This window comes from Bacteroides luhongzhouii (assembly GCF_009193295.2).
Lineage (GTDB): Bacteria > Bacteroidota > Bacteroidia > Bacteroidales > Bacteroidaceae > Bacteroides > Bacteroides luhongzhouii.
This window is the reverse complement of record NZ_CP059973.1, coordinates 3,462,366-3,485,738: the sequence shown is the minus strand read 5'-3', so window position 1 is coordinate 3,485,738 and position 23,373 is coordinate 3,462,366. Positions and strand designations below refer to the sequence as shown.

The 23,373-nt window shown below is 39.0% G+C and carries 16 protein-coding genes and 1 pseudogene; 4 read left to right on the top strand and 13 right to left on the bottom strand.

Going from position 1 to position 23,373, the window contains the following annotated elements:
- Positions 1-3 precede the first annotated feature (3 nt).
- The gene (locus GD631_RS12705) at positions 4-2,163 is read left to right on the top strand and encodes a S46 family peptidase (protein ID WP_185911461.1); all 2,160 of its coding nucleotides are present in this window, start codon (positions 4-6) and stop codon (positions 2,161-2,163) included.
- Positions 2,164-4,323, top strand: a complete 2,160-nt coding sequence (locus GD631_RS12700; RefSeq protein WP_143257327.1) for a S46 family peptidase — start codon at positions 2,164-2,166, stop codon at positions 4,321-4,323.
- Positions 4,324-4,512: 189 nt separating this feature from the next.
- On the opposite strand, the pseudogene GD631_RS12695 reads toward GD631_RS12700, so the two are convergent.
- A pseudogene (locus GD631_RS12695) lies at positions 4,513-4,911 on the bottom strand (glycosyltransferase family protein); the annotation flags it as partial.
- Between the two features lie 230 nt (positions 4,912-5,141).
- On the opposite strand from GD631_RS12695, the gene trxA reads away from it, so the two are divergent.
- Together trxA and GD631_RS12685 are read left to right on the top strand one after the other, a co-directional pair.
- On the top strand, positions 5,142-5,441 hold the full coding sequence (trxA, locus tag GD631_RS12690; protein ID WP_004315954.1) for a thioredoxin: 300 nt from the start codon (positions 5,142-5,144) through the stop codon (positions 5,439-5,441).
- Positions 5,442-5,452: 11 nt separating this feature from the next.
- Positions 5,453-5,917 (top strand): thioredoxin family protein, encoded by a 465-nt coding sequence (locus GD631_RS12685; protein WP_143257326.1) that lies wholly within the window; start codon positions 5,453-5,455, stop codon positions 5,915-5,917.
- A 121-nt stretch (positions 5,918-6,038) separates the two neighbouring features.
- Here GD631_RS12685 and GD631_RS12680 read toward each other — a convergent pair whose 3' ends face one another.
- From GD631_RS12680 to GD631_RS12625, 12 genes are all read right to left on the bottom strand, one after another.
- Positions 6,039-6,674 (bottom strand): SagB/ThcOx family dehydrogenase, encoded by a 636-nt coding sequence (locus GD631_RS12680; RefSeq protein ID WP_185911460.1) that lies wholly within the window; start codon positions 6,672-6,674, stop codon positions 6,039-6,041.
- 94 nt (positions 6,675-6,768) lie between these two features.
- The gene (locus GD631_RS12675; RefSeq protein WP_004297333.1) at positions 6,769-7,329 is read right to left on the bottom strand and encodes an NADH peroxidase; all 561 of its coding nucleotides are present in this window, start codon (positions 7,327-7,329) and stop codon (positions 6,769-6,771) included.
- 22 nt (positions 7,330-7,351) lie between these two features.
- Positions 7,352-7,780, bottom strand: a complete 429-nt coding sequence (locus tag GD631_RS12670; RefSeq protein WP_143257622.1) for a Fur family transcriptional regulator — start codon at positions 7,778-7,780, stop codon at positions 7,352-7,354.
- 199 nt (positions 7,781-7,979) lie between these two features.
- Positions 7,980-8,474 (bottom strand): lipocalin-like domain-containing protein, encoded by a 495-nt coding sequence (locus tag GD631_RS12665; RefSeq protein WP_143257325.1) that lies wholly within the window; start codon positions 8,472-8,474, stop codon positions 7,980-7,982.
- 27 nt (positions 8,475-8,501) lie between these two features.
- Positions 8,502-9,308, bottom strand: coding sequence for a DUF1573 domain-containing protein (locus GD631_RS12660; protein WP_185911459.1), 807 nt, complete (start codon positions 9,306-9,308; stop codon positions 8,502-8,504).
- Between the two features lie 19 nt (positions 9,309-9,327).
- Positions 9,328-11,418 (bottom strand): S8 family peptidase, encoded by a 2,091-nt coding sequence (locus GD631_RS12655; RefSeq protein WP_143257323.1) that lies wholly within the window; start codon positions 11,416-11,418, stop codon positions 9,328-9,330.
- Between the two features lie 2 nt (positions 11,419-11,420).
- Positions 11,421-13,193, bottom strand: a complete 1,773-nt coding sequence (locus tag GD631_RS12650) for a BACON domain-containing protein (protein WP_143257322.1) — start codon at positions 13,191-13,193, stop codon at positions 11,421-11,423.
- A 31-nt stretch (positions 13,194-13,224) separates the two neighbouring features.
- On the bottom strand, positions 13,225-15,927 hold the full coding sequence (locus GD631_RS12645; RefSeq protein ID WP_143257321.1) for a leucine-rich repeat domain-containing protein: 2,703 nt from the start codon (positions 15,925-15,927) through the stop codon (positions 13,225-13,227).
- A 43-nt stretch (positions 15,928-15,970) separates the two neighbouring features.
- Positions 15,971-17,452 (bottom strand): DUF8477 domain-containing protein, encoded by a 1,482-nt coding sequence (locus GD631_RS12640; protein WP_143257320.1) that lies wholly within the window; start codon positions 17,450-17,452, stop codon positions 15,971-15,973.
- A gap of 30 nt (positions 17,453-17,482) precedes the next feature.
- A complete protein-coding gene (locus GD631_RS12635) occupies positions 17,483-18,370 on the bottom strand; it encodes a DUF4984 domain-containing protein (RefSeq protein WP_143257319.1) in 888 nt (295 codons plus the stop codon).
- A gap of 23 nt (positions 18,371-18,393) precedes the next feature.
- The gene (locus GD631_RS12630) at positions 18,394-19,914 is read right to left on the bottom strand and encodes a RagB/SusD family nutrient uptake outer membrane protein (protein WP_143257318.1); all 1,521 of its coding nucleotides are present in this window, start codon (positions 19,912-19,914) and stop codon (positions 18,394-18,396) included.
- An 11-nt stretch (positions 19,915-19,925) separates the two neighbouring features.
- A complete protein-coding gene (locus GD631_RS12625; RefSeq protein ID WP_143257317.1) occupies positions 19,926-22,859 on the bottom strand; it encodes a SusC/RagA family TonB-linked outer membrane protein in 2,934 nt (977 codons plus the stop codon).
- Positions 22,860-23,373: the final 514 nt, after the last annotated feature.

Below are 23,373 nucleotides of genomic sequence, written 5' to 3'. Positions count from 1 at the left end.
ATAATGAACAAACTAAGATTTTATCTATTAGCGCTGGCTGCGCTTTTTGTATTTTCCGTTAGAGCGGATGAGGGTATGTGGCTATTGCAACTGATGCAACAGCAACACTCCATAGACATGATGAAAAAACAGGGATTAAAACTGGAAGCACAGGACTTATATAATCCAAACGGCGTTTCTCTCAAAGATGCCGTAGGTATATTCGGAGGTGGATGTACCGGAGAAATTATCTCGCCCGAAGGTTTGATTCTGACCAATCACCACTGTGGCTACGCTTCCATCCAGCAACATAGTAGTGTTGAGCACGACTATTTGACAGATGGTTTCTGGGCTACTTCCAGAGATAAAGAGCTCCCTACTCCGGGACTGAAATTTACATTTATCGAACGTATCGAGGATATTACGGATATTGTTAATGCCAAGATTGCGGCAAAGGAAATCACTGAATCTGAATCATTCAGCAATATATTCCTTCAAAAACTGGCTCATGATCTTTATTTTAAAAGTGACCTGGCAGACAAAAAAGGAATTGTTCCGCAGGCTCTTCCGTTCTATGCCGGAAATAAATTCTATCTTTTCTATAAGAAAATATATCCGGATGTACGTATGGTAGCTGCTCCCCCCTCTTCTATCGGTAAGTTTGGCGGCGAGACAGACAACTGGATGTGGCCGCGTCATACCGGCGACTTCTCCATGTTCCGTATCTATGCTGACGCGAACGGTGAACCGGCAGAATACAGTGAAAACAATGTTCCCTTGAAAACAAAGAAACATTTGTCTATCTCTATCAAAGGGTTGAAAGAAGGAGATTACGCAATGATTATGGGATTCCCCGGAAGCACGAGCCGTTACCTGACTGTATCAGAGGTGAAAGAACGTATGGAATCGGAAAACGACCCGCGTATCCGTATTCGTGGCGCACGTTTGGCTGTCCTGAAGGAAGTGATGAATGCCAGTGACAAAATCCGTATTCAGTATGCTAACAAGTATGCGGGTTCCAGCAATTATTGGAAGAACTCCATCGGTATGAATAAAGCCATCATCGATAATGATGTGTTGGGAACGAAAGCTGCGCAGGAAGCTAAATTCGCAGAATTTGCAAAGGCACAAAACAATGCCGAATATGGGGCAGTTGTGAAAAACATCGATGACCTGGTAGCTAAAACTACTCCTCTCAATTATCAATATACTTGTTTGAGAGAGACTTTCTTCGGAGCTATCGAATTTGGTAATGTCATGTTATCTAAAACACGTGAAGCATTGCTCGAAAAGAACGACTCTGTGATCGAAGCACGTATGAAAGCACTGGAAAGTACTTACGAAAGTATCCACAACAAAGATTATGACCATGAAGTAGACCGAAAGGTTGCTAAAGCATTGTTCCCGTTATATGCGGAAATGATTCCGGCTAACCAGCGTCCGTCTATCTACAAGGTGATTGAGCAGAAGTATAAGGGCGACTACAACAAGTTTATTGATGATATGTACGACAACTCTATTTTTGCCAACCGCGCAAACTTCGAGAAGTTTACGAAGAAACCGTCAGTGAAAGCAATCGACAACGATCTTGCATTACAATACTGCCAGTCTAAATATGACTTGATGGATAAACTGACTTCCCAGCTCAAGGAGATGGATCAGGAACTGGCTTTACTGCACAAAACTTATATCCGTGGTCTGGGCGAAATGAAATTGCCTGTACCTTCTTACCCGGACGCAAACTTTACCATTCGTCTGACTTATGGTAACGTGAAACCTTATGATCCAAAAGACGGCGTACACTACAACTATTATACCACCACTAAAGGAATTCTTGAAAAAGAAAATCCGGAAGATCGCGAATTCGTTGTTCCTGCCAAACTGAAAGAACTGATTGAGAAGAAAGATTATGGCCGTTATGCTTTACCGAATGGTGATATGCCTGTCTGCTTCCTGTCTACCAACGACATCACCGGTGGTAACTCCGGCAGCCCGGTACTGAATGAAAACGGAGAACTGATCGGCTGTGCTTTTGATGGCAACTGGGAATCATTGAGCGGTGACATCAACTTCGACAACAACCTGCAACGCTGCATCAACCTGGATATCCGTTATGTCCTGTTCATTCTGGAGAAGTTAGGAAACTGCGGACACCTGATTAATGAAATGACAATCGTAGAATAAATGAGAAAACAAATCCTATTTGTCCTATTTTCACTGGCAACTTTTAGCATCCACGCCGATGAAGGCATGTGGATGCTAACCGATCTGAAAACACAGAATGCAGTTGCCATGCGCGAACTCGGTCTTGAAATTCCAATCGAAGAAGTATATGACGCGAACGGTCTTTCTTTGAAAGATGCTGTGGTACACTTTGGAGGAGGATGTACGGGAGAAATTATCTCTTCCGAAGGACTGGTACTGACGAATCACCACTGTGGTTATGGAGCTATCCAGCAACACAGTAATGTAGAACATGACTACCTGACAGATGGTTTCTGGGCTATGAACCGTGACGCGGAACTTCCTACTCCGGGATTGACCGTCACATTTATCGACCGGATTCTGGATGTGACCGATTACGTCAACGAGCAACTGAAAAAAGATCCGGACCCGGAAGGTGTCAATTACCTGTCACCAAGTTATCTGAGCACCGTGGCAGAACGTTTCGCCAAAGCAGAGAACATAGAAATAACTCCTGCAACAAAACTGGAACTCAAGGCTTTTTATGGAGGGAACAAATATTATATGTTCATCAAAACGGTGTACAGTGATATTCGTATGGTGGGTGCTCCTCCTTCTTCCATCGGTAAGTTCGGCGCAGATACCGACAACTGGATGTGGCCTCGTCATACAGGTGACTTTTCCCTTTTCCGTATTTATGCGGACAAAAACGGAAAACCAGCAGAATATTCAAAAGACAACGTTCCTTTGCAGGTAAAGAAACATCTGAAAATCAGCCTTGCCGGAGTTCAGGAAGGAGATTTTACCTTTGTCATGGGATTTCCGGGACGTAACTGGCGATATATGATTTCCGACGAAGTGGAAGAGCGGATGCAAACGACCAACTTTATGCGCCAGCATGTACGTGGAGCCCGTCAGAAAGTGCTCATGGAGCAAATGCTAAAAGATCCTGCCGTACGCATTCATTATGCAAGCAAATATGCTTCATCAGCCAACTACTGGAAGAATGCCATCGGTATGAATGAAGGACTGGTGCGTCTCAACGTACTGGATACCAAACGTGCGCAACAAGAGGAATTATTAGCCCGCGGTCGTGAAAAAGGAGATGATTCATATCAGAAAGCTTTTGATGAGATTCGTTCTATTGTGGCTCATCGTCGTGACGCGATCTATCATCAGCAGGCTATCAATGAAGCATTGGTCACTGCCCTTGATTTTATGCGCATCCCTTCCACGATGGAATTGGTTGCCGCTCTGAAATCAAAAGATAAAGAGCAAATAAAAGAGGCGAAGCTAAAATTGAAGCAAGAAGCTGATAAGTATTTTGCTTCTGTCCCCTTCCCCGAAGTAGAACGGATGGTTGCCAAAGAGATGCTGAAAACTTATGCCAACTATATTCCGGAGGAACAACGAATCAATATCTTCGAAATCATCAATTCCCGTTTCAAGGGAAGTATCGATGCCTTCGTCGATGCTTGCTTCGAACATTCTATTTTTGGCAATCCTAAAAACTTTGAGAAGTTTATCAAGAAACCAAGTTTGTATAAAATAGGATATGACTGGATGGTATTATTCAAATATTCTATTACCGACGGGATCCTGAAAACAGCCATTGCCATGAAAGAAGCCAATCAGAATTATGACGCTGCTCATAAAGTATGGGTGAAAGGCATGATGGATATGAGACAGGAAAAAGGTACACCTATTTACCCGGATGCCAATTCAACTTTACGGTTGACCTACGGTCAGGTACTTTCTTATGAACCGGCTGACGGTGTTGTGTATGATGCTCATACCACCCTCAAAGGTGTAATGGAAAAAGAAGATCAGGGTAATTGGGAGTTTGTAGTACCTCAAAAATTGAAAGAACTGTATAAATCCCAAGATTATGGTCGTTATGGCAAAAACGGTGAAATGCCCGTCTGCTTTATTGTAAACACCGACAATACAGGAGGAAACTCCGGTAGCCCGGTATTTAATGGTAAAGGCCAGCTGGTAGGAACTGCTTTCGACCGCAATTTTGAAGGTTTGACAGGAGACATCGCTTTCCGTCCTTCCTCACAACGAGCTGCCTGCGTCGACATCCGCTATACTTTATTTATTATCGACAAATATGCGGGAGCATCTCATATTATTGATGAACTTAGCATCGTTGAATAAAGAACCTTTTTTGATTTACGATTAGACGATTTACAATGTACGTTTGAATCCAATTATACATTGTAAATCGTCTCATTGTAAATGAATTCAGAAAAAATTTTCCTTTATATAAATTCTTCCACCATATACATCTCATCAATCATTTCATTCATTATATTCTGTAAATTCTGAATTGCTTCTTCCGGAGATTCGTTCAATATGTGCCGGGACCATCAACACTGGTTTTCCAAGATACATTGCTTCACAAATGGACTCGAAACCAGCCGTACTGGCATAAGCTCTGCAACCTGCCATAGCATTAAGGAACTTCACATCATCTATTTGATGGAAACTCAATGTTTCGTCCACCCGTATCACCTCCTCGGTATCCGATTTATCCCAGAAAAACGTTAGAGGGACTTCTGGATGCATTTCATGAAAGTGCTCCACACTATCAGCAAACCCAGAATTGACCATATATCCGTGAATATAATTCCCCTCTTCCGGCCGGATAGCTGTCACTTCCTGACGAATCAAAGGAGGGACAGTTACTATCTGATTGCTGTCATCCTGCTCCATCTCCCGGAAAGACAAAGCCAGCTTCTTCGAGGGTGATCGCCTGTGTAAAGTGCCCTCTCCCCTCACCTTGAACAATAAATAAGAATTTCATAGTTCTATTATTTTTCGATACGCAAAGTTCCCTCTTTTACATTACAAGATGATGACTCTACAATGACTATTCTATGAACAAAAACGACTTTTTTTCGTTATTATAATAAAATAGGATTTATATTTGCAGTCTCCAATGACTGCCATTTAACTCTAAGAAAGGAAAGATTATGGAAAAGTTTGAAGATTTAATACAGTCACCGGTACCAGTTTTGGTTGATTTCTTTGCAGAATGGTGCGGACCATGTAAAGCAATGAAACCGGTTTTAGAAGAACTAAAATTAATTGTAGGTGATAAAGCACGTATTGCAAAGATAGATGTTGACCAGCATGAAGACCTGGCTACTAAATATCGCATACAGGCTGTGCCGACCTTTATATTATTTAAAAACGGAGAAGCCGTCTGGAGACATTCCGGCGTAATCCATAGCAGCGAACTGCAAGGGGTTATTGAAAAGCATTATAGTTAAAAAGATAACGAATGAAGAAAGTATTAGTAATGGTAGCCCTTGTCATGGTAAGCGTGATTATATACGCTTTCAATGACAGCGGGGAATCCAATCAAGGTAAAAAAGAGGTAACAGGTAACGGTGAAGTCGTCGTAATGGATAAAGATATGTTTCTGAAAGACGTCTTCGATTATGAGAAATCAAAGGAGTGGAAATACAAAGGCGACAAGCCCGCCATCATCGACTTATATGCAGATTGGTGCGGACCTTGTCGCCAAACAGCTCCTATCATGAAAGAACTGGCAAAGGAATATGCAGGGAAAATTGTCATCTACAAAGTTAACGTGGATAAACAAAAAGAACTGGCCGCTTTGTTTAATGCTACAAGTATTCCATTGTTTGTGTTCATTCCGATGAAAGGGGATCCACAGCTTTTCCGTGGAGCTGCTGATAAAGCAACTTACAAGAAAGCGATTGATGAATTTCTCTTGAAATAATGAAGAAAATATAGTGACGGTATCCACTCAGGATAGTGACACTATAACAAGCAAAGAGTGACGGTATCCGATAGAGATAGCGTCACTCTTTTTTATAGGCTATAAGTCTTCCTGCGAATCCTTATTTGAAGTGTCCTACAGGATGATTCATCATTAGCATCTGACTATCTTTTAATTTCAAAACTTTCTTTAGCAGCTCACTGTCCATCGAAGCACGTGGTACTGTTGCCAAGTTAGCAGCAGAACAAAAGATTGAAATATTTTGGGAAACAATACCGGCATCCATAGCCCCCATCAACTGACTGCGTACACTTTTGGCATCGCCAAACCGTGAAAGATCACTAATTAAAACCAATGATACCGGAGCTGTTTTCACAAATGCCTGACCACCAGCCACTGCACCACGATGATCTCCCACAGCTATCAGTGTCAACTGATGATTTTTCGCATCATACAGATAACTACCTTCAGGCATTACCACATATACATCCACATCCTGTTTATTCAACGCTGACGGAGCGGTTCTCATTCCGGATTCCTTACGGTTTATTCCATTAGCTGCCCACAACAAATCAGACAGATCAGCCAGGCTCAATGCTTTCGAAGCATATTCACGAGTTGAATGTCGTTCAGACAACGCCTTCATCACCGCACCAGTGCGGTTTAAATTAGGCTTCGGCAATTTAATCACCTTATCAGCAGCAAAGGCAGCCGCTGAAAGCATTAAACAAACTAACAATAGTTGTACTTTTCTCATAACTGTGGTATTTAAAAATTGGTAGACAAATATAAATAAAAAAGGTCTGTACTCGTTGCGGAATACAGACCTTTTAAGAGTTTATTAGGCTTAATTATTTCTTATCACCGAAATAACGGTTGTATAATCCTTCAAAACCTTTACCGTGACGAGCTTCGTCTTTGCACATTTCGTGTACAGTGTCATGGATAGCATCCAAGTTCAAAGCTTTAGCACGGGTTGCGATACGTTTTTTGTCTTCGCATGCACCTTGTTCAGCGTCTTTACGTTTCTGCAGGTTAGTTTTAGTATCCCATACGCAGTCACCCAACAGTTCTGCAAACTTAGCTGCATGTTCAGCTTCTTCCCAAGCGTAACGTTTGAACGCTTCAGCTACTTCAGGATAACCTTCGCGGTCTGCCTGACGGCTCATGGCCAAATACATACCAACTTCAGTACATTCTCCCATGAAGTGATTGTTCAGGTCCTTAATCATTTCTTCGTCACAACCTTTTGCAACACCGATAACGTGTTCGTCAGCAAAAGACAATGCGCCACCTTCTACTTCAACAACTTCTACGAATTTGCTGGCAGGAGCTTTACACAATGGACATTTCTCAGGAGCTGCGTCACCTTCATGGACGTAACCGCATACAGTACATCTAAATTTCTTCATTTTCTTCTCAATTTTAAATTAATTAGTCAATACGTGTCTCTTTATCTTTACTTAAGCAATTCTTGCAAATACCTTTATAATAATAATGAACTTCCGATACCTGATGACCATCCATTTCCAGATTTTCCACTTGTTTAATCGCTTCCGGACATTTTAAGTCATAAATATGTCCGCAACGTTTGCAAAGGAAATGGGAATGTACAGAAGTATCCGCATCAAAGTTTGTATTCTTTTCATCAATCGTAAGCATTTGCGCTGCTCCCTGTTCCGAAAACAATTTCAAAGTATTATAAACCGTTGTCTTTGAAAGTGTCGGCATTGAAGGAGACAATGCTGTGTAAATATCATCAGCCGATGGATGAATCGGATGCCCCATCAAATATTCCATGATAGCGATACGTTGCATGGAAGGCTTGATATTATGCTCTAATAATCGATCGTATGGTTTCATCATCTTTCCTTTTTCAAAGTTGTATTCATTACAATTATAAATCCAATGCAAAGATAAGAAGTTCTTTAGAATAAACAAACAAATTATGAGAAAAAATTATCTAAATAAGTAATCATCGTTAGAATGATATACATAAAAAAAATCGGATGACAAACTCTATTCAGCTTATCACCCGAGTTTCTATAATACAATCCGATGCTTATTGAAATAAAGCCCGAGTTCCAGCTACAATATCAGCCGGCACCTCACTACAACGAGTGTAGATACGTACTTCTTCAACATCATCTTCAGCAATCCAAGTCATCGATTTATCATCCAATCCAGTAATCACATATACATGTTCCCACTCATCATCCGTGCTCAAGGTATAATCGTATGTTCCACTGATAATATCTTTTGAATCATCATTAATAGCTAAATCGAAAGCACCACTGACGCGTTCTGACACAGCACTGTTTAAATTGGTATACATCATGAACGCACGTTTTCCATCTTCCGCTTTACGACTAAACGTAATATACGAATAACGTGGTTCATCTATTTTCTCACCATTCCATTCGGTAAGACGCCATGTTCCTGCTATATTAGCATAATTCACTTCCATTGATTCAATAGTTATTTCATCATCATCCCCACAAGAGGACATGCAAAATAGAAGTGTAAAAAGCGCCATCATTCTGAAAAGAGTTTTCATATTCTTCTTTTTTATTAGTTCATTATATCATTCATTTTGTAAGGAGACCTTCACATAAATAGTACGTTCCGAAGGTTTAGAATCAATACCTTTTATAATAACAGGAAATGTAAATTCATTTTTCACCACAGGAGGTAGTAGCCTGCTATCTATTGTAATGACAATATCAGCCTCTTTACCCGGTTCAATTATTTCTGGTTCCGTACGAAACATTGCATATCGAGGAATAATCATAGCTGAAAGGTGCAAAGAAGTCCGACTACTATTAACACAAACTAAACGCTCAACACGGGTAGCGTTGCGTGGTAGTTCATTAAAAGCAACAGTCGATTGCCTCAATCTCAATACATTTCCCATTAAATAAGGATATTCCCTCCACTCATTAGAGGTAGGAGTTACCTCCCCAGACAATGTGATTTTCTCTGTAGGATATCTTTCTGAAAGATTGGTGTAAAGAAATGCTCTTTTATTCAATTTTCCAACCTGTTCGAACGGATTAAAGGTCAATTCTATTATTCCTTTTTCTCCCGGTTTTACAGGCTTTTTAGTAAATGAAGCCGTTGTGCATCCACATGAAGTGGAAACTCTTGTCAATACAATCGTTTCTTTACTTGTATTACGGAAATAAAAACGGTAACTGACAGGCTTATCATCTTCAGACAAACGTCCAATATTAATTGTTGTCGTCTCAAAGCATAAAGCGCCTTTCCCATCTAATAAAGGCGGGTTCATTATCGAATCTATTTCTGCACGGGATGCTAACCTCCCCTGTGCCGTCACTGACACAGGGATTGTTAGTAGCATCAAGCTATATATCCACATTACTGCTTCCATAATATCCATTTACTATATTCTACATCCAACTACTATTTTTGCGTACCGTGATATAGAATTCCTTTGTTTTTCCTCCTCCTGTTACAGTTGCCTTCGTTGAACCAGCTTTCAAACCTGTTATAACGAATGTTTTACCATCCGTACTCTCCATAGTTGCTACTGTTTTATCGGCCACATCACTAGTAAATGAAAGACTCTCCCCATTTTCAAAGAAACGGATATAATTTACTGTAGCTGTACTATTTATCAGGACAAAAGTATTAGGAACTTTCTGATTCATATCAATTCCGGCACCACCAGCAATGGCATTCAGCAACTTGGCAGCACTAATTAACCCGGAGCCCATTTTACCAATATATGCACCCCGTTCCATCTGCATCTGCGACATAGAACCAGCTGCAGAGTAATTCATCCAGAATGTTTTTGTTTCTTCAGTAAAATAGTCCTCTATTTTTGCACTTACAGATTTATACACTAAGTCACGAAAATCCTCTGCACGGAAATGACGATGTTGTTGAGCAGCATACGAAAGCCCTAATGCAATAACACCAGAAACATGAGGACAGGCCATAGAAGTACCTTCCATATATCCGTATCCTTCTTTTTCTCCATCCGAATCATGCTTATCTCTGTCAGCTGCTAATGGAGGTAAAGTCGAATAGATCTTACCAAAATCACTTCTATGATATTCACTATCTCCACCAGGAGCTGAAATGTTAATTGCATCTCCATAGTTTGTATATGCAGAAGGGGTACCATCAGCGGCTATAGCAGCTACAGAAACATAATCAGAATAAGCCCCCGGATATCCCGGCATCGCAGCATACTCATTACCACCGGCAAAAACAGCAATACCACCATCAATTACTCCATTGGGAGAACCTGCATTGTGAATAAAATAATCCAATGCTTCCTTTTCAAGCGGACAAGCAGTTAGCCATTGTTTATCAGTTGTATATCCGGGAGAATAATTCAACGGATTGGACAATCCTGAATTATATCCCCAGCTACACTGCAACACTACCGCACCATTATCAGCAGCATATTTAATGGCTTTCGCTTCCTGATACAAGGTAGAACCTGCGTCTCCGGCAAACACTTGGCATGACATGATTTTCACCCCGCTATCAGGAGTCCCGTCACCACCTGCGATACCACAAACACCTATACCGTTATTATTCACTGCGGCAATTGTTCCAGCTACATGTGTTCCATGTCCGGTATCATTTACATCATCATAGGAAATGAATCCCATATCGTTCACAAAGTTATAACCATATTTATCACCATTATAACCATTATTATCAGCATCAGTCCGTGCCCCAAATGTTTCTCTCGGATTCTCCCACATATTAGCATGTAAGTCAGCATGATCCCACATTACACCTTCATCCAATACAGCAACAATAATTGATGGATCACCAGTACATTTTGCCCATGCATCTTTGCAACCGACGTCTACCCCCTGTTTAGCTTGAGCTACAAGATCACCATTATCAGCTTCCACTCCTTCAAGAATCTTTCCATCATTAATGTAGCCCCATTGTAAATCCAGATAAGTATCAGAAAAAGTTCCATTTGAAGCAACAGCGCGTGTCATTGCTCTCTTTCTAAGTACATCAGCTGTCAAAAACGTAGGTTTATCCGCAGGATCATAAGCTCTCTTAATGCAATGGCTATATTCTATTTTTGACACTTCATTCAACTTTGACAGACTCTGAGCGACCTTTTCTATGTCAACAGCTTTGTCAAAATGAATCACATACCAAAGATGTAAGCCGGATTCACGAGTAAGATCCTCTTTCCGGTTATCCACCGGAAAGATTCTTTCAAATTTATAAGTACCGATATTATCAAGTACATTGTCTATTGAGGAAATACCGGAGCGAGTTACTACCCCAGCCATAGCCCGCGTAGCAGATTGATCTAACGTAGTAGTTACTTCCTGTTTAAATTTCACCATAATCTCGCCTACATTGGCACCATCAGGAGAATTGATAACCGGAGCCTCCGGTCCTTCGAGAGTAGCATCTCCTACAAGACCGTTGTCCGTACATGCACCAAATGTTACTGCAAATGCAGCCATTAAAATCAAATATATCTTCTTCATACTTATTCTACTTTTTCCGGTCTACGCATAGGATACCACTCATAATATTTATCCAGATTCGCAGGAATAGCATCCGAATCAAATCCGACAACCTTTCCTGTCTTATCTATTTTTCCATCTTCTTGAGTATAAATGAAAGTAAAAGGATCCCATTTTGAATAATAAGGATGGTTTTTAATCCAATCAGGCACAGTTCCACTCAAGAAATTCAGGTTAATTGCAAATACTTTAGTATTAGGCAACACTCTTGGAGTCTTTGCCAAAATACCCTCCTCACCTGTTGTGTCCTCAAAGCCCAGTTCTCCTCCCCAAGCAACTTTCAACGTATCGCCCAAAGCAGATGTTGTAACATCACTCAAAGTATAACAAGGAACATCTTTCATATCAGGCAATTGTCCGTAAATCAAGTTACCCGTCAAACTGAGTCTCTCCAACTTATCCCATTTTAATAATTTTTTAAATGCAATAGTATTCTTATCATAGCTGCTATTTAGATTAATCACTAATCCTAAATGCTCCCTCGTATCTGTTTGCAAATTGGTAACAACAGAATAACGTTGCATATTAGTAAAGCTTAATGATTTTAAGTTCGGGAAATTTTCAGGATCCAACATTGTTGGTATCTCCTCAAAATTATTACTACTCAAATCCAGTTTCTCTAACGAACTCAGATTTTTAAATTCATCCGGCAGTTTAGATATACCGTAAGCATTTATTGCCAAATTCTTCAGATACTTCAGACCACATACCGAAGAACCTAACTCCAAATCATATAATAACATTGTGTTCTCATTGCCATAGAAAGTCAATGACTCTACATAAGTCAATTTGGCAACTTCCGCCGGAAGACTTTCTTTAGTTGCCAGCATTCGGAATTCTGCAGAACGTACACGACCAAGCAATTCCGGTTTCGCTTTCACTTCCGGATCTTTCTTCTCCCATAATTTGACACCTGTCCAATAATCCAGCTTTTCACTTGTATCCCAAGTTGTCATACTGCGTACCTTTTCACGAATAATGATCAATGCTATTGAATCTCCCTCGCGAGTATCCTTAATTTCAGGAGAAGCTTCCTGTCTAACCAACAATTCTGCTGTTTGTGTTTTCTCCTTGTCCTCCTCGTTCAATGGTAGGAATTTAACCTTCATATTTCTTTTTTGAGGATCCGTATTCATATTCCAGGTAAAACGAACCTTAGTGGTACGAGGACGGGCACCAGCAGTCAAATTTTGCTCATAGTTATCATTCTGAACCCATGTCTTAGCGGTAGCATTCAATGCAAATGTATTCACTCCTCCTTCTATATCTTCTTCATACTCAATCTTGAAAGGAACATTTGCTGTAACAGATACATAGAAAACACGTTTGTCTAATGCCGCCATATTCGGAATTTCGACTTCCTCTTTACTAACACCAATCATTTTTCCGTAACCAGTCTGGTGTACCTCTAATTTCTGAGCAGCAGCACCTTCCGGCATAAATGTTATTGCAGCATGCCGCACTTTGTTGCTTAGTGTTGTGTCTACCACAATTGTACATTCAGCAGACCCCACTCCGTTTGCCGGCATAACTTGTACCCAAGGCTGATCTACCTTAGCAACCCATTTTGTCCCTGCAGCGACATTTACTTTTTCAGTTCCTCCTTCAGCACCCAAAGTTATTTCTTCGGTGTCAATTGATAAACCGGAAACAGTATTATCATCAGAGTCATCGCAAGCAGCAAATATACACATACCGGCAAAAATGCTGAAAGCTATCTTTAATAACGATTTCATATTCAAATTTCTTTTTATTATCATAAATGTATCATTCTAAATCCAAAGCATCGCAACCACGAATAGCCTGTGTACGATCATAGATCAATAATAAATAACCAGCTTTGATATAATTACAAGCAGCTGATACGTCGATCATTATGTTCGGGTTATCTTTGATTTCAACGATTCTAAACCCAGTCAGGCTTTCTTCCACCTTCCGGAAATCATTACCACCTAAATACACCGCAAGCAAACTCGGGCATTGAGATATACCTGACGGCCAATCAGAGACAGTACGATTACCTTGTTCATCACGTTGATTCCTAAATGCATATACATTCAAATGATCGATATTCAACGGACCTGTAGCAACTTTCTCAAAATGATTATTACTCAAATCAATACCATAGAGATAAGGCATCTTTGTCGCATCAAAATCTTCGGGTAACTTTTTTAATTTATTATAGCTTAAATCCAAACTTTGTAAATAATTAGTATACTTTCCATCTAAAGCTCCCTTGGGAAAATCTGTAATACCATTACCTGCTAAGGCCAATGTAGATATCTGCGAATTTGTCTTGAATAGAATGCCGGGGAAAGTCTTTAGTTTATTATAAGCTAAAGATAAAGTCGATGCATTGATTCCCTTAAAGGCATTATCCCCAGTCTCATTTTCTCCTGCAAATTCTGTAATTTCGTTGTATGAGAAGTCTACTGAAGACATAACATATACAGATTTTGCATTGAAAATATTCGGGAATTTCGTTATCTTATTGTGAGCAAACGAGAAAGATTCGACATCCTCATATCCACAAAAATCATTCGGAACCTCCGTTATCTGGTTATAGTCCATTGTTAACTGAACCAGATTCACATCCTTACCCAATGGATGCACCTTGGCAATTTTATTGTTATTGCAATCCAATTTACCGAGTTTCTTCAGGTTTTTAAACTCTTTCGGAATTTCAGTTAAATTGTTATTACCCAAATAGAGCATCTGAACAGTCTTTGCAGTAGCAGACTTTTCATCAGCCAATCCTTTCAATCCATTCAATAATACATCTGATTCGAGTTGAGGATTATTAGCCAGATTTAAAAGTTCCAAATTCGGTAATCGACAGATCTCTTTCGGAAACTCCTTCATTGAAGGACAGTTATAGATCTCAACATCTGTCAAAGATTCGAGTTTAGATAAATCTGTTCCTTCCTCAAAACCTTCAAATTTACCATTAGCAATAAAGAACTGACGTAAATTAGTTAATTTCCCAATTGCTGCCGATATTTTGCGAATACCATTCGTTAGTCTTCCCGGAGAAACATCTTTTAAAGAAATACCGGAACGATTCAGAATCTGACTGTTAGTTACCTGGACCGGATATCTAAGGTTGGGTTTCTGCTCTGTATTCACTTTATCGATAACCTGTAACAAAGGTTCCGAGAAGCCCATTTTTTTCCAATCTCTCTTCAAGTCCTTTCTTAAGAATGTTTCATAATAATCAGCACGAACCGCCTTTTTCTCTTCAACACTCATATATGCCTTCAGACTCTTTTCCAAATACCCACCTACTTGATCCGAATGAGTACCAAATGTCAGAACCTGTAATTTTTCCAAGTCACCGATTTCATCAGGGATATCTCCTTCAGGACCGAATGAACCTAAATTCAAAGATACAACACGACCTTCCGTATCTAATTCCACACCCGGTTGATCACCCCACAGATCCATATCCTTATCAAAATTCCAATTGCACCCAACAGTGTGAGAAATACCGGTATAGCTCCAGTGCTCTCCATCCAAGGCATCCCAGATAGCTTTCAAAGCTTTATAATCCTTCAACTTTGGTGAATTAGTCCGCATATAGACAGGAACTTCAACTTCTGTTGTTTGATTATCTTTCACAACAAACTGATTTTCCTTGATATTAGTCACATTCACTTCTATCGTTTTTTTATTTCTATCCAGTAAGGTGTATTTTGAAATCTTGTAGGTCCCGGCCTTCAAATAAAGCAAAGAATCACTTACAGAAACCGAGTAAATATATGTTTTTTTCTCACCATCTGCCGTGGTAATCTCCTTCCCTTTCTCTTGATAAGTAACGGGAATCTCTTTTAAAGGAGGAATAATTTTCCCTGTCAGATACAGATCTTTGACCTCTATCGTCACATATTTGACATTCTCCAACAAATAAGCAGCATCACCAGCAGCACGAGTCGCATTAGCAATATCCTTCACTAAAGTAAATTTCACACTACCGCGTTCTACTGCATTCACTGTGATATCCTGTAAAGACAATCCACCATCAACTACCCGAATAACTGTTTCTTTTTCTGGTTCGCCAGAAATAACAGGTACTAATTCTTGTCCTTCTATTTTATAAAGATAAAAACCTACAACTGTATATTCTCCTGCCAACATTTGCATTTTCTCACTACGCATACCAAATTCTGCGTCTTGATCATTAATGGCATCCAAACCTACAGTTTGTGAAATCTCCGTTCCATCTTCATTGTTTATAAGAACAATTTTCATTTTTTGCGCCTCACGCAAATATTCCAATTCATTGGTTCCAGCACGAGTTTTTCCTGACTCACCGTTTCCGTACGATGCGCTCTTATATAGTCTGAATTGAGCGTAACCGTAGCCAGATTGCAATTCATCGTCATCATCAGAACATCCGGTTACAGATATTCCCATAGCCATAAGCAGGCATGAAATGAAAAGCATCTTTGTGAATAATATTGTATATTTCATAAGTTGAAAATATTTTTATCTTCCTGATTATATTGATCTATTCTTATTCCAATGGCCGTTCTACCAAAAGTACACCTATTGTCTCTCCTGAACGAGAATATAAATAAATTGTTATTGCATCACCACCTGGTTCCATCAAATACGCTTGGTATATCATAATCGTACTTCCTTCTGTCTCAACGACTACACTTTCTCCTTCACCTTCATATGGATTTTGGGGAACAACAATAGCATTCGCAAATTTACCATTCATGTTTACGGTTACAGTACCATACAGATGCATACCTTCCAGACTAATTTGATAAACCTGATCCGTATTGTATTCTCCCCACAAAATATCAGGATCCTCCACAACCGTTTTCATATCTATTATTTCTAGTTTTCCGCCATATTCGCTACTAGCCGTAAATCCATCTTCAGCACCTCCAATTCCACTCTGCTTAAACGTTATGATATAATCATCATATTTAGAAGCAACCTCTCCACCAGGAAGTACCAAGTCATCAAAGTTATTTTTCACTTCATTCCAAACATCCATTGGAAATACGATCACAGCTCCCCCTCTTTCTATACCATCATTATTATCGACTAATAATTCTATTGTTTCATTTTCTTTTTTCACATGAAACCAATTTGATTCAATATTTTCATCCTCTACACGAGAATAAGTATATTCTGTTTCATTAATGAGACAAACTACTTTATATTGATCATCTTTAGCTATTACATTAAATGTAAATGGCGCCTCTTGCTCTTCTCCCGAAGATGACGAATAAGTTGATCCATCTGATGAAAAAGTCCAATTCCATTGAGATGAAATTATAATCTCAATCGCATTACTTGGTATTCCTTCATACTTCACCGGAACCGTAGCCACCTTATCACCAGCCTGATTCATAAAAGTAAGAAAACCGTCATTAGCATTCTTCGTATGTCCAGACTGTATGTTTATATAAAGTTTATTAGTGCTTTGCTCACCTGCTTCACCGGAAGTTTTATCAGCATCAATCCAATCAGGCCACTCAGTTAATTGCCAGTCAAAATTAGCACGTATATAAAAAGAAGAAGATTTATAAGCAATAGTTGCCGGATTATTTTCGGTATAAGGATTACCATTTTCATCTAATAAAGAAACTTCATATCCGGTAGATGGACGAGTAATCTCATAAACAACCTTTTTATCCCCGCCCATCCATAAATAGATTTCCGCTTTATAAGATTTATTCAAAGCAGTAGCATCATCTCCTATGCTGACCGTTATTGTCTGTTCACCGGCCTCACCGGAACAAGAATTACCTTGTCCGCCATCAACGACAAACTTACACCAAAGAGCGGACGAACTCAATTTCCAATTCATATTTGCATTGAAGGTAAGCGTCGCTGTTTCTCCAACCGCACAAGATATTTTTTGCACTTCAGGAAATACAGGATTACCTTGTCCCTTGTCATCGTCATCCGAACATGATGCAAAGGCAAGACAGAATACCAACACCAAAAATTTTAAATAATATATTTTATCTTTCATATAATCAACATTTTAAATTCTCAAAAGATATCAGTTCTGACCCGCTAGCAAACGTTCTGCTTCTTCATCACTAATCCACTCAAGAATATTAATATAGGTACCAACAGTATCTACATCCTTCACATAAACAGTGATATACTGCAAAACAAAAGTCTGACAAACATTGTAATAGGAAGTATAAATCGATGGTTGTTTTACCATTAACTTCCCATTCCCGTAAATAGTGCCAAAAGCCTCAGAAGTACTACCCAATACTTGTTCATCCATTTCTACAAAAGGTTCCATTGGATCAGACGGATCAAATTTTAATTTTAAATCATACCCTTTATAAAAGAAGTCATGCATGATAATCGTATTTTCTTCTTTCTTATCTATTTCAGTCTGTATAAGACGAAAGTCGATATTATTCATATAATCCTGATAAAAAGATGAAGTCACTTTACACCATCCAGTAAAGACATTCAAATCGAACGGACAAGATTTCATCATTTCTATACGTGTCTTCGTTCCATACAAATCCCACCGTGTTTCATCATTAGAAACAAGACGTAATGTAATCGAAAGTGAATCTGTTTTTCCAATATTCTCATAAATACCCCGGATCTTCAAATCTGCCGCACGTTCACCAGCCTTAATAGTCACTGTATTTGATTCAATGACATAATGCTTCTTTTCAATTGCATTACTTGCTTTTTCGTCTACTTCAACAGCAAACGTACGGTCATAATCGCAAGCTACAGTAGATGCCACAGGTACTGTAAAATAGTCTTGACTATTCTGTACCGGAAAAAGCGACATCGTATCGGCGAACATTACATAGTCGGGACCATTATACGTAGTTTTAGCAGCATCACCACAACCGGATAAACCAACTGTGAGCGCCATCACTACACCCATTCCTATAAATAATCGTTTCATTATCGTATTTTTTTCTTTATACATTATTTATTGCTATCATTTGGTTCGATATCAGCTCCCGGAGCTTCTAATTCATGCTGTGGGATAGGCCATACAAAATATGGGGCATCCTTGTCGACTTTCAATTTATTACCCGGTGATACGGTGAGTTTCTGCTCCTTACGCTCAAATCCTTCATGCCAACGTTTCAAGTCGTTAAGCCTGAATCCTTCCATATAAAGTTCTTTCACACGTTCTTCACTGATTGTTTTCAACCAATTATCTTTAGTGATATTTGTAGCACCGCCATAAGAAGAATAACGAGATATCCTCAAAGTAGAAATATCTTTCCCGGCTTTTCCATAATAAGCAGCTCCCATCTGACAATAAGCCTCAGCACGGATTAAATATTGCTCAGCCAAACGGAAAGGTTTCGGCATATTAACAAACAGAATCTGTTTTGCTATAAAATTCTGATTTCCTGCATATTTTATCAGAAGCGGGCAAGTCAGTCCATGACTATAACCAGTAGTAGCATTAGCAAAATAAGCATTATAACGCAAATCTGCTGATGCATAGGCATTAAGCACCCATTGAGCAGGTACATAATCCGGTCTATAAGAGGTATAGTCATAATTAAGGAATATAGAACCCAATGCACCACCATAAGAAGTTACTTCAAATTTGACTTTCCAGATAATTTCTGTTGCATCATCATATTGCCACATATATTGGAAATCATTATAAGTAGTTGAATAGTTCTTTTTTGTCGCATCTGCCAGATAATACTTCTTACTATCAATCACTTTACTAGAGTATTCAACAGCTTTATCCCATTTCCGCATATACAAATACAAACGAGCATAAAGAGAGTTAACAGTACCGATAGAAAAATATCCAGCATTATAAAGTGTAGTATTATCATCTTCATCCAATGCCAAATATTCGGTAGCCTTTTCCAAGTCATTCATCACAAACTGATAGGAATCTTTCAGAGACGCACGTTTTAATGGTTGCGGATTAACATAGCTGGACTTCAAAACCAATCCCAATTCATTGGCAGCTTGTTCATCACTCTCATACGCTTTGCAAAAACACTTCAGTAATTCAGAATAAGCCAAAGCACGAGCAAAATAAACTTCTCCCTTGTAGTTTTCCAACCTTTCCAACTTCGTGTCATCAGTAGTTCCCGCCTCCACTTGATCAACATTATCAAGTATGAAATTACAGCGACCAATGATGGTATACAAAGTACCATAGACATCTTCAATCTCTGGGTTTGTCGCCAATATTTCATTACGCCATATATTGCCATATACATTTGTATATCCTTGAACAGCATATACTAAGTCCGTCTGAATATCCGGAAGCAAAGTTAGATATCCGCTATATAGCGCAGTCGTTTTAAATCCGGCATAAATACCAATCACAGCTTGATCCACATCCTCTACTGTTTTAATGGCATCCCCTTGCAAAATAGCATTTTCCGGATACTTATCAAGGCAAGCCGTCGACGAAAGTACTACGGCAGCCAAGCTTATGTATAATTTTATTTTTCTTATCATTGTTGTATCTTTTAAAATGATATCTCTAAGCCAAATGAGAATTGGCGCGACATAGGATATTGCGCCTTATAGATATTGTTACTAGACTCAGGGTCCATACCTGTAAACTTCGTAAATGTCAATAGGTTCTGCCCTTGAGCATAAATGCGGGCATTATTCAAGAAGTTTGTTCTATGCAACCATTTTTGTGGAAAGGTATAGCTTATCATTACATTCTTTAAACGCAGGAAAGATGCATCCTCCAGAAAGCGTGAGTCCATCTGCGGAGACACACCATGACGTGGAATATCTGTTAAATCTCCCGGCTTCTTCCAACGATCATAAAGTAAACGTTTTGACTGATTGTAGCCATTAAAAAGTCCGTTTCCTTCTTCAAAATAACGGTCATTATTAACCATCCAGCGATCAGCAACCCAACTAAACTGTGCATTCAATGAAAAGCCTCTCCATGAAAGGGTTGTACCAAAACCACCTTGCCATGGAGCGAAATAGGTTTTACCCATCATCACTTTATCATTTTCATTATATTCTGTAGTAATCTCTCCGTCTTTAGTATACCATAAAGCATCGCCATTGGCAGGATTTACTCCGGCATAGCGATTCATATAGAATTCTCCTACAGGATGTCCAACAACCATTTTGCGTGCAGTAATACCATCTTCATATTCAGTTACCCCATTATAAAGTTCTGTTATCTTATTCTTATTATAAGAAATATTAGCACTTATATTCCATATAAAATCTTTAATCTGGAGTATATCTGCATTTACAGCCAATTCGACACCACGATTCACCATTGCGCCGACATTATCCCAACGATAACCAAAACCTGTATCCGAATAAGAACACGGCACACTCATCAACATATCGGTTGTCTTCTTATTATAGAATTCAAGATCTACATTAAAACGATTAATGAAGCCTAAGTGTAAACCGACATTTGTTGTCCATAATTTCTCCCAACCAAGTTTCTCATTACCAATTTGGGCAGGCGCAATACCTGCATCTCCTCCGTAGTTCAATCCGCTAGACACAAGAGCCAAATGTTCATAATCTTTAATAGATGAGTTACCGGAAGTACCTGTACTTAATGTAATCTGCGCATTTGTTAACCAGGAATATTTTTCCATAAACTTCTCTTTACGCAGATTCCACATTAAACCTATCGACCAAAAAGTTCCCCAACGCTCATTACTACCAAAACGGGAAGAACCATCTGCACGAACTGAAAAGTCTGCATAATAACGATCATCATAATTATATTCACCACGAGTAAAAAAAGACAGATAAGAATATGCAGTACTAGTATCACTCCAAGAAGAAGCAGTGGTTCCAGAACTGATATTTGTTAAAAAATCATTTGTTTGTCCCCGTGATGTCACATGGAAAGCTTCATAACGATAATCTACTCCTTCTTGCCCAATCATAAAGTTGAACGAATGTAAATCTTTCAACATAAAACGATAGTTTGCGATATTCGTAATAGTAAGATTCAGCATATCTGTTGAAGTCCGTCTTGCCGCACCATAATTATTATTAGGTTTATAGCTAGGAAAAGATTGAAGAAAGGAAGTAGAATGTGAATAATCAGCGCCTAATTGCGTACGAACCGTCAATCCCTCTATCGGATTAATTTCCGCGTAAAAAGTAGATATTGCTTTATATTTTTTATTGCCTAACGGATTGTTTGTCATCCAACCCAAAGGATTCTCACCTGTACCCGTCCAACTTCCGTCATCCTGCAAAGCTAAACTCCCATCTTTTTGATAAGGATCCCAATATGGCATCATGAAATGTGCTGCCGAGATAGGAGCCCACAATGCATATTCTCCATCATCACTCTGTTCCACTTCTTCATAAGCTAACATAGAGTTCGTTCCTATTTTCAGCCATTCATTTGCTTTTGCCTCGACATTAGCACGGAAATTAAAACGTTCAAAAGTGGAACCAACTGCAATACCATCCTGATTGTAATATCCACCGGAAACAAAATAGTTTACTTTCTCTGTCGCTCCACTTACTGATAACTCATAATTCTGCAAAGGTGCACTACTATTATAAACTTTATCAAGCCAGTTAATATTCGTCTGGCCCAGCTTATCATAATTCTTCCCAGCATCCAACCCTACTTCTTTTTCATATTGGATTCGCTCAGCCGTATTCATCAGGTCCCAATTTTCATTAGCGAGCTGTGAAAAACCAAGTTGTGTACGGAATGTAATCTTGGCAGCTTCTGACATACGTCCACGTTTCGTTGTTATTACAACCACACCATTTGCAGCACGAGCACCATAAATAGAAGTGGAAGAAGCATCCTTCAATACAGATATATGTTCAATATCACTCGGACTAATCGTATTAAAATCCGAATTTGAGATAGGAACTCCATCTAGTATAAACAAAGGTGCAGTACCTGAGTTAATAGAATTAGTACCACGGATCTGAAAGGTAGCAGCTTTACTTGGCTCACCTGAATTAGACAATACCATCAACCCCGGTGTCTGTCCTTGAAGAGCCTGATCAAAACTCGGCGCTGGTACATTTTCCATTTTTTCAGCTTTTACCGTAGAAACAGAACCTGCAATGGTTCCTTTTTTACGTACACCATACGCTACCACCACCACTTCATCCACTAATTGTGCGCTACTTTCCATCGTCAAATCAATACGAACAGATGCTGTAACCTGCTTTTCCACCGTTTTCATTCCGATATAAGAAAACTGCAAAATGGCGGGGGATTTCGTCACTGTGATACTGTAATTACCATTCATGTCGGTAATTACCCCATTCGTCGTACCTTTCTCCAAAACAGACACACCAATCATCGGCTGATTGTCTTCCAACGAAATAATATGTCCTGTTACCTGATATCCACCCTGTGCAAAAAGCAACAGGGGGATACTTGTCAGAGTAAAGAGTACAAACAAGAGAATTGATTTTCTCATCTTTGATACTTTGAGTTTAAATTAATGAAATTGATTTATTTTTATAGATTTATCTACAATAAGGAATACGCGATCTTCGCATAGAATAATACACTCCTTTCCCAAAATCGGTTTATGCATATTCTGCACCGACTGGGGATAGGCTATTATTATCTATAAATATAGAAATAGGAATAGACTAACTTGGCAAATTCTTAATATTGCGCCAAATATCCAAATAGATTTTTCGTGTTACCGCTGCTGTGTAAACTAAATGTATGACCATCTGCTCTCTTAAGTTATAAATTAAACACTAATATCGCTTGTTCCGTTTAGGTGTTATACACTTCTAATATTGTTATATTTTGGCTACAAATATATATATTATATTTAAATAAAAGAAACAATATGTCGCATATTTTATACCAAATTTCCACTTATATCTTTTTGATACATATTTAAGTATACAAAACCCCTAAATGAAATAAATCCACAACAGATTTCAAGGATAGTTGAATATAAACGTTCATTTTGA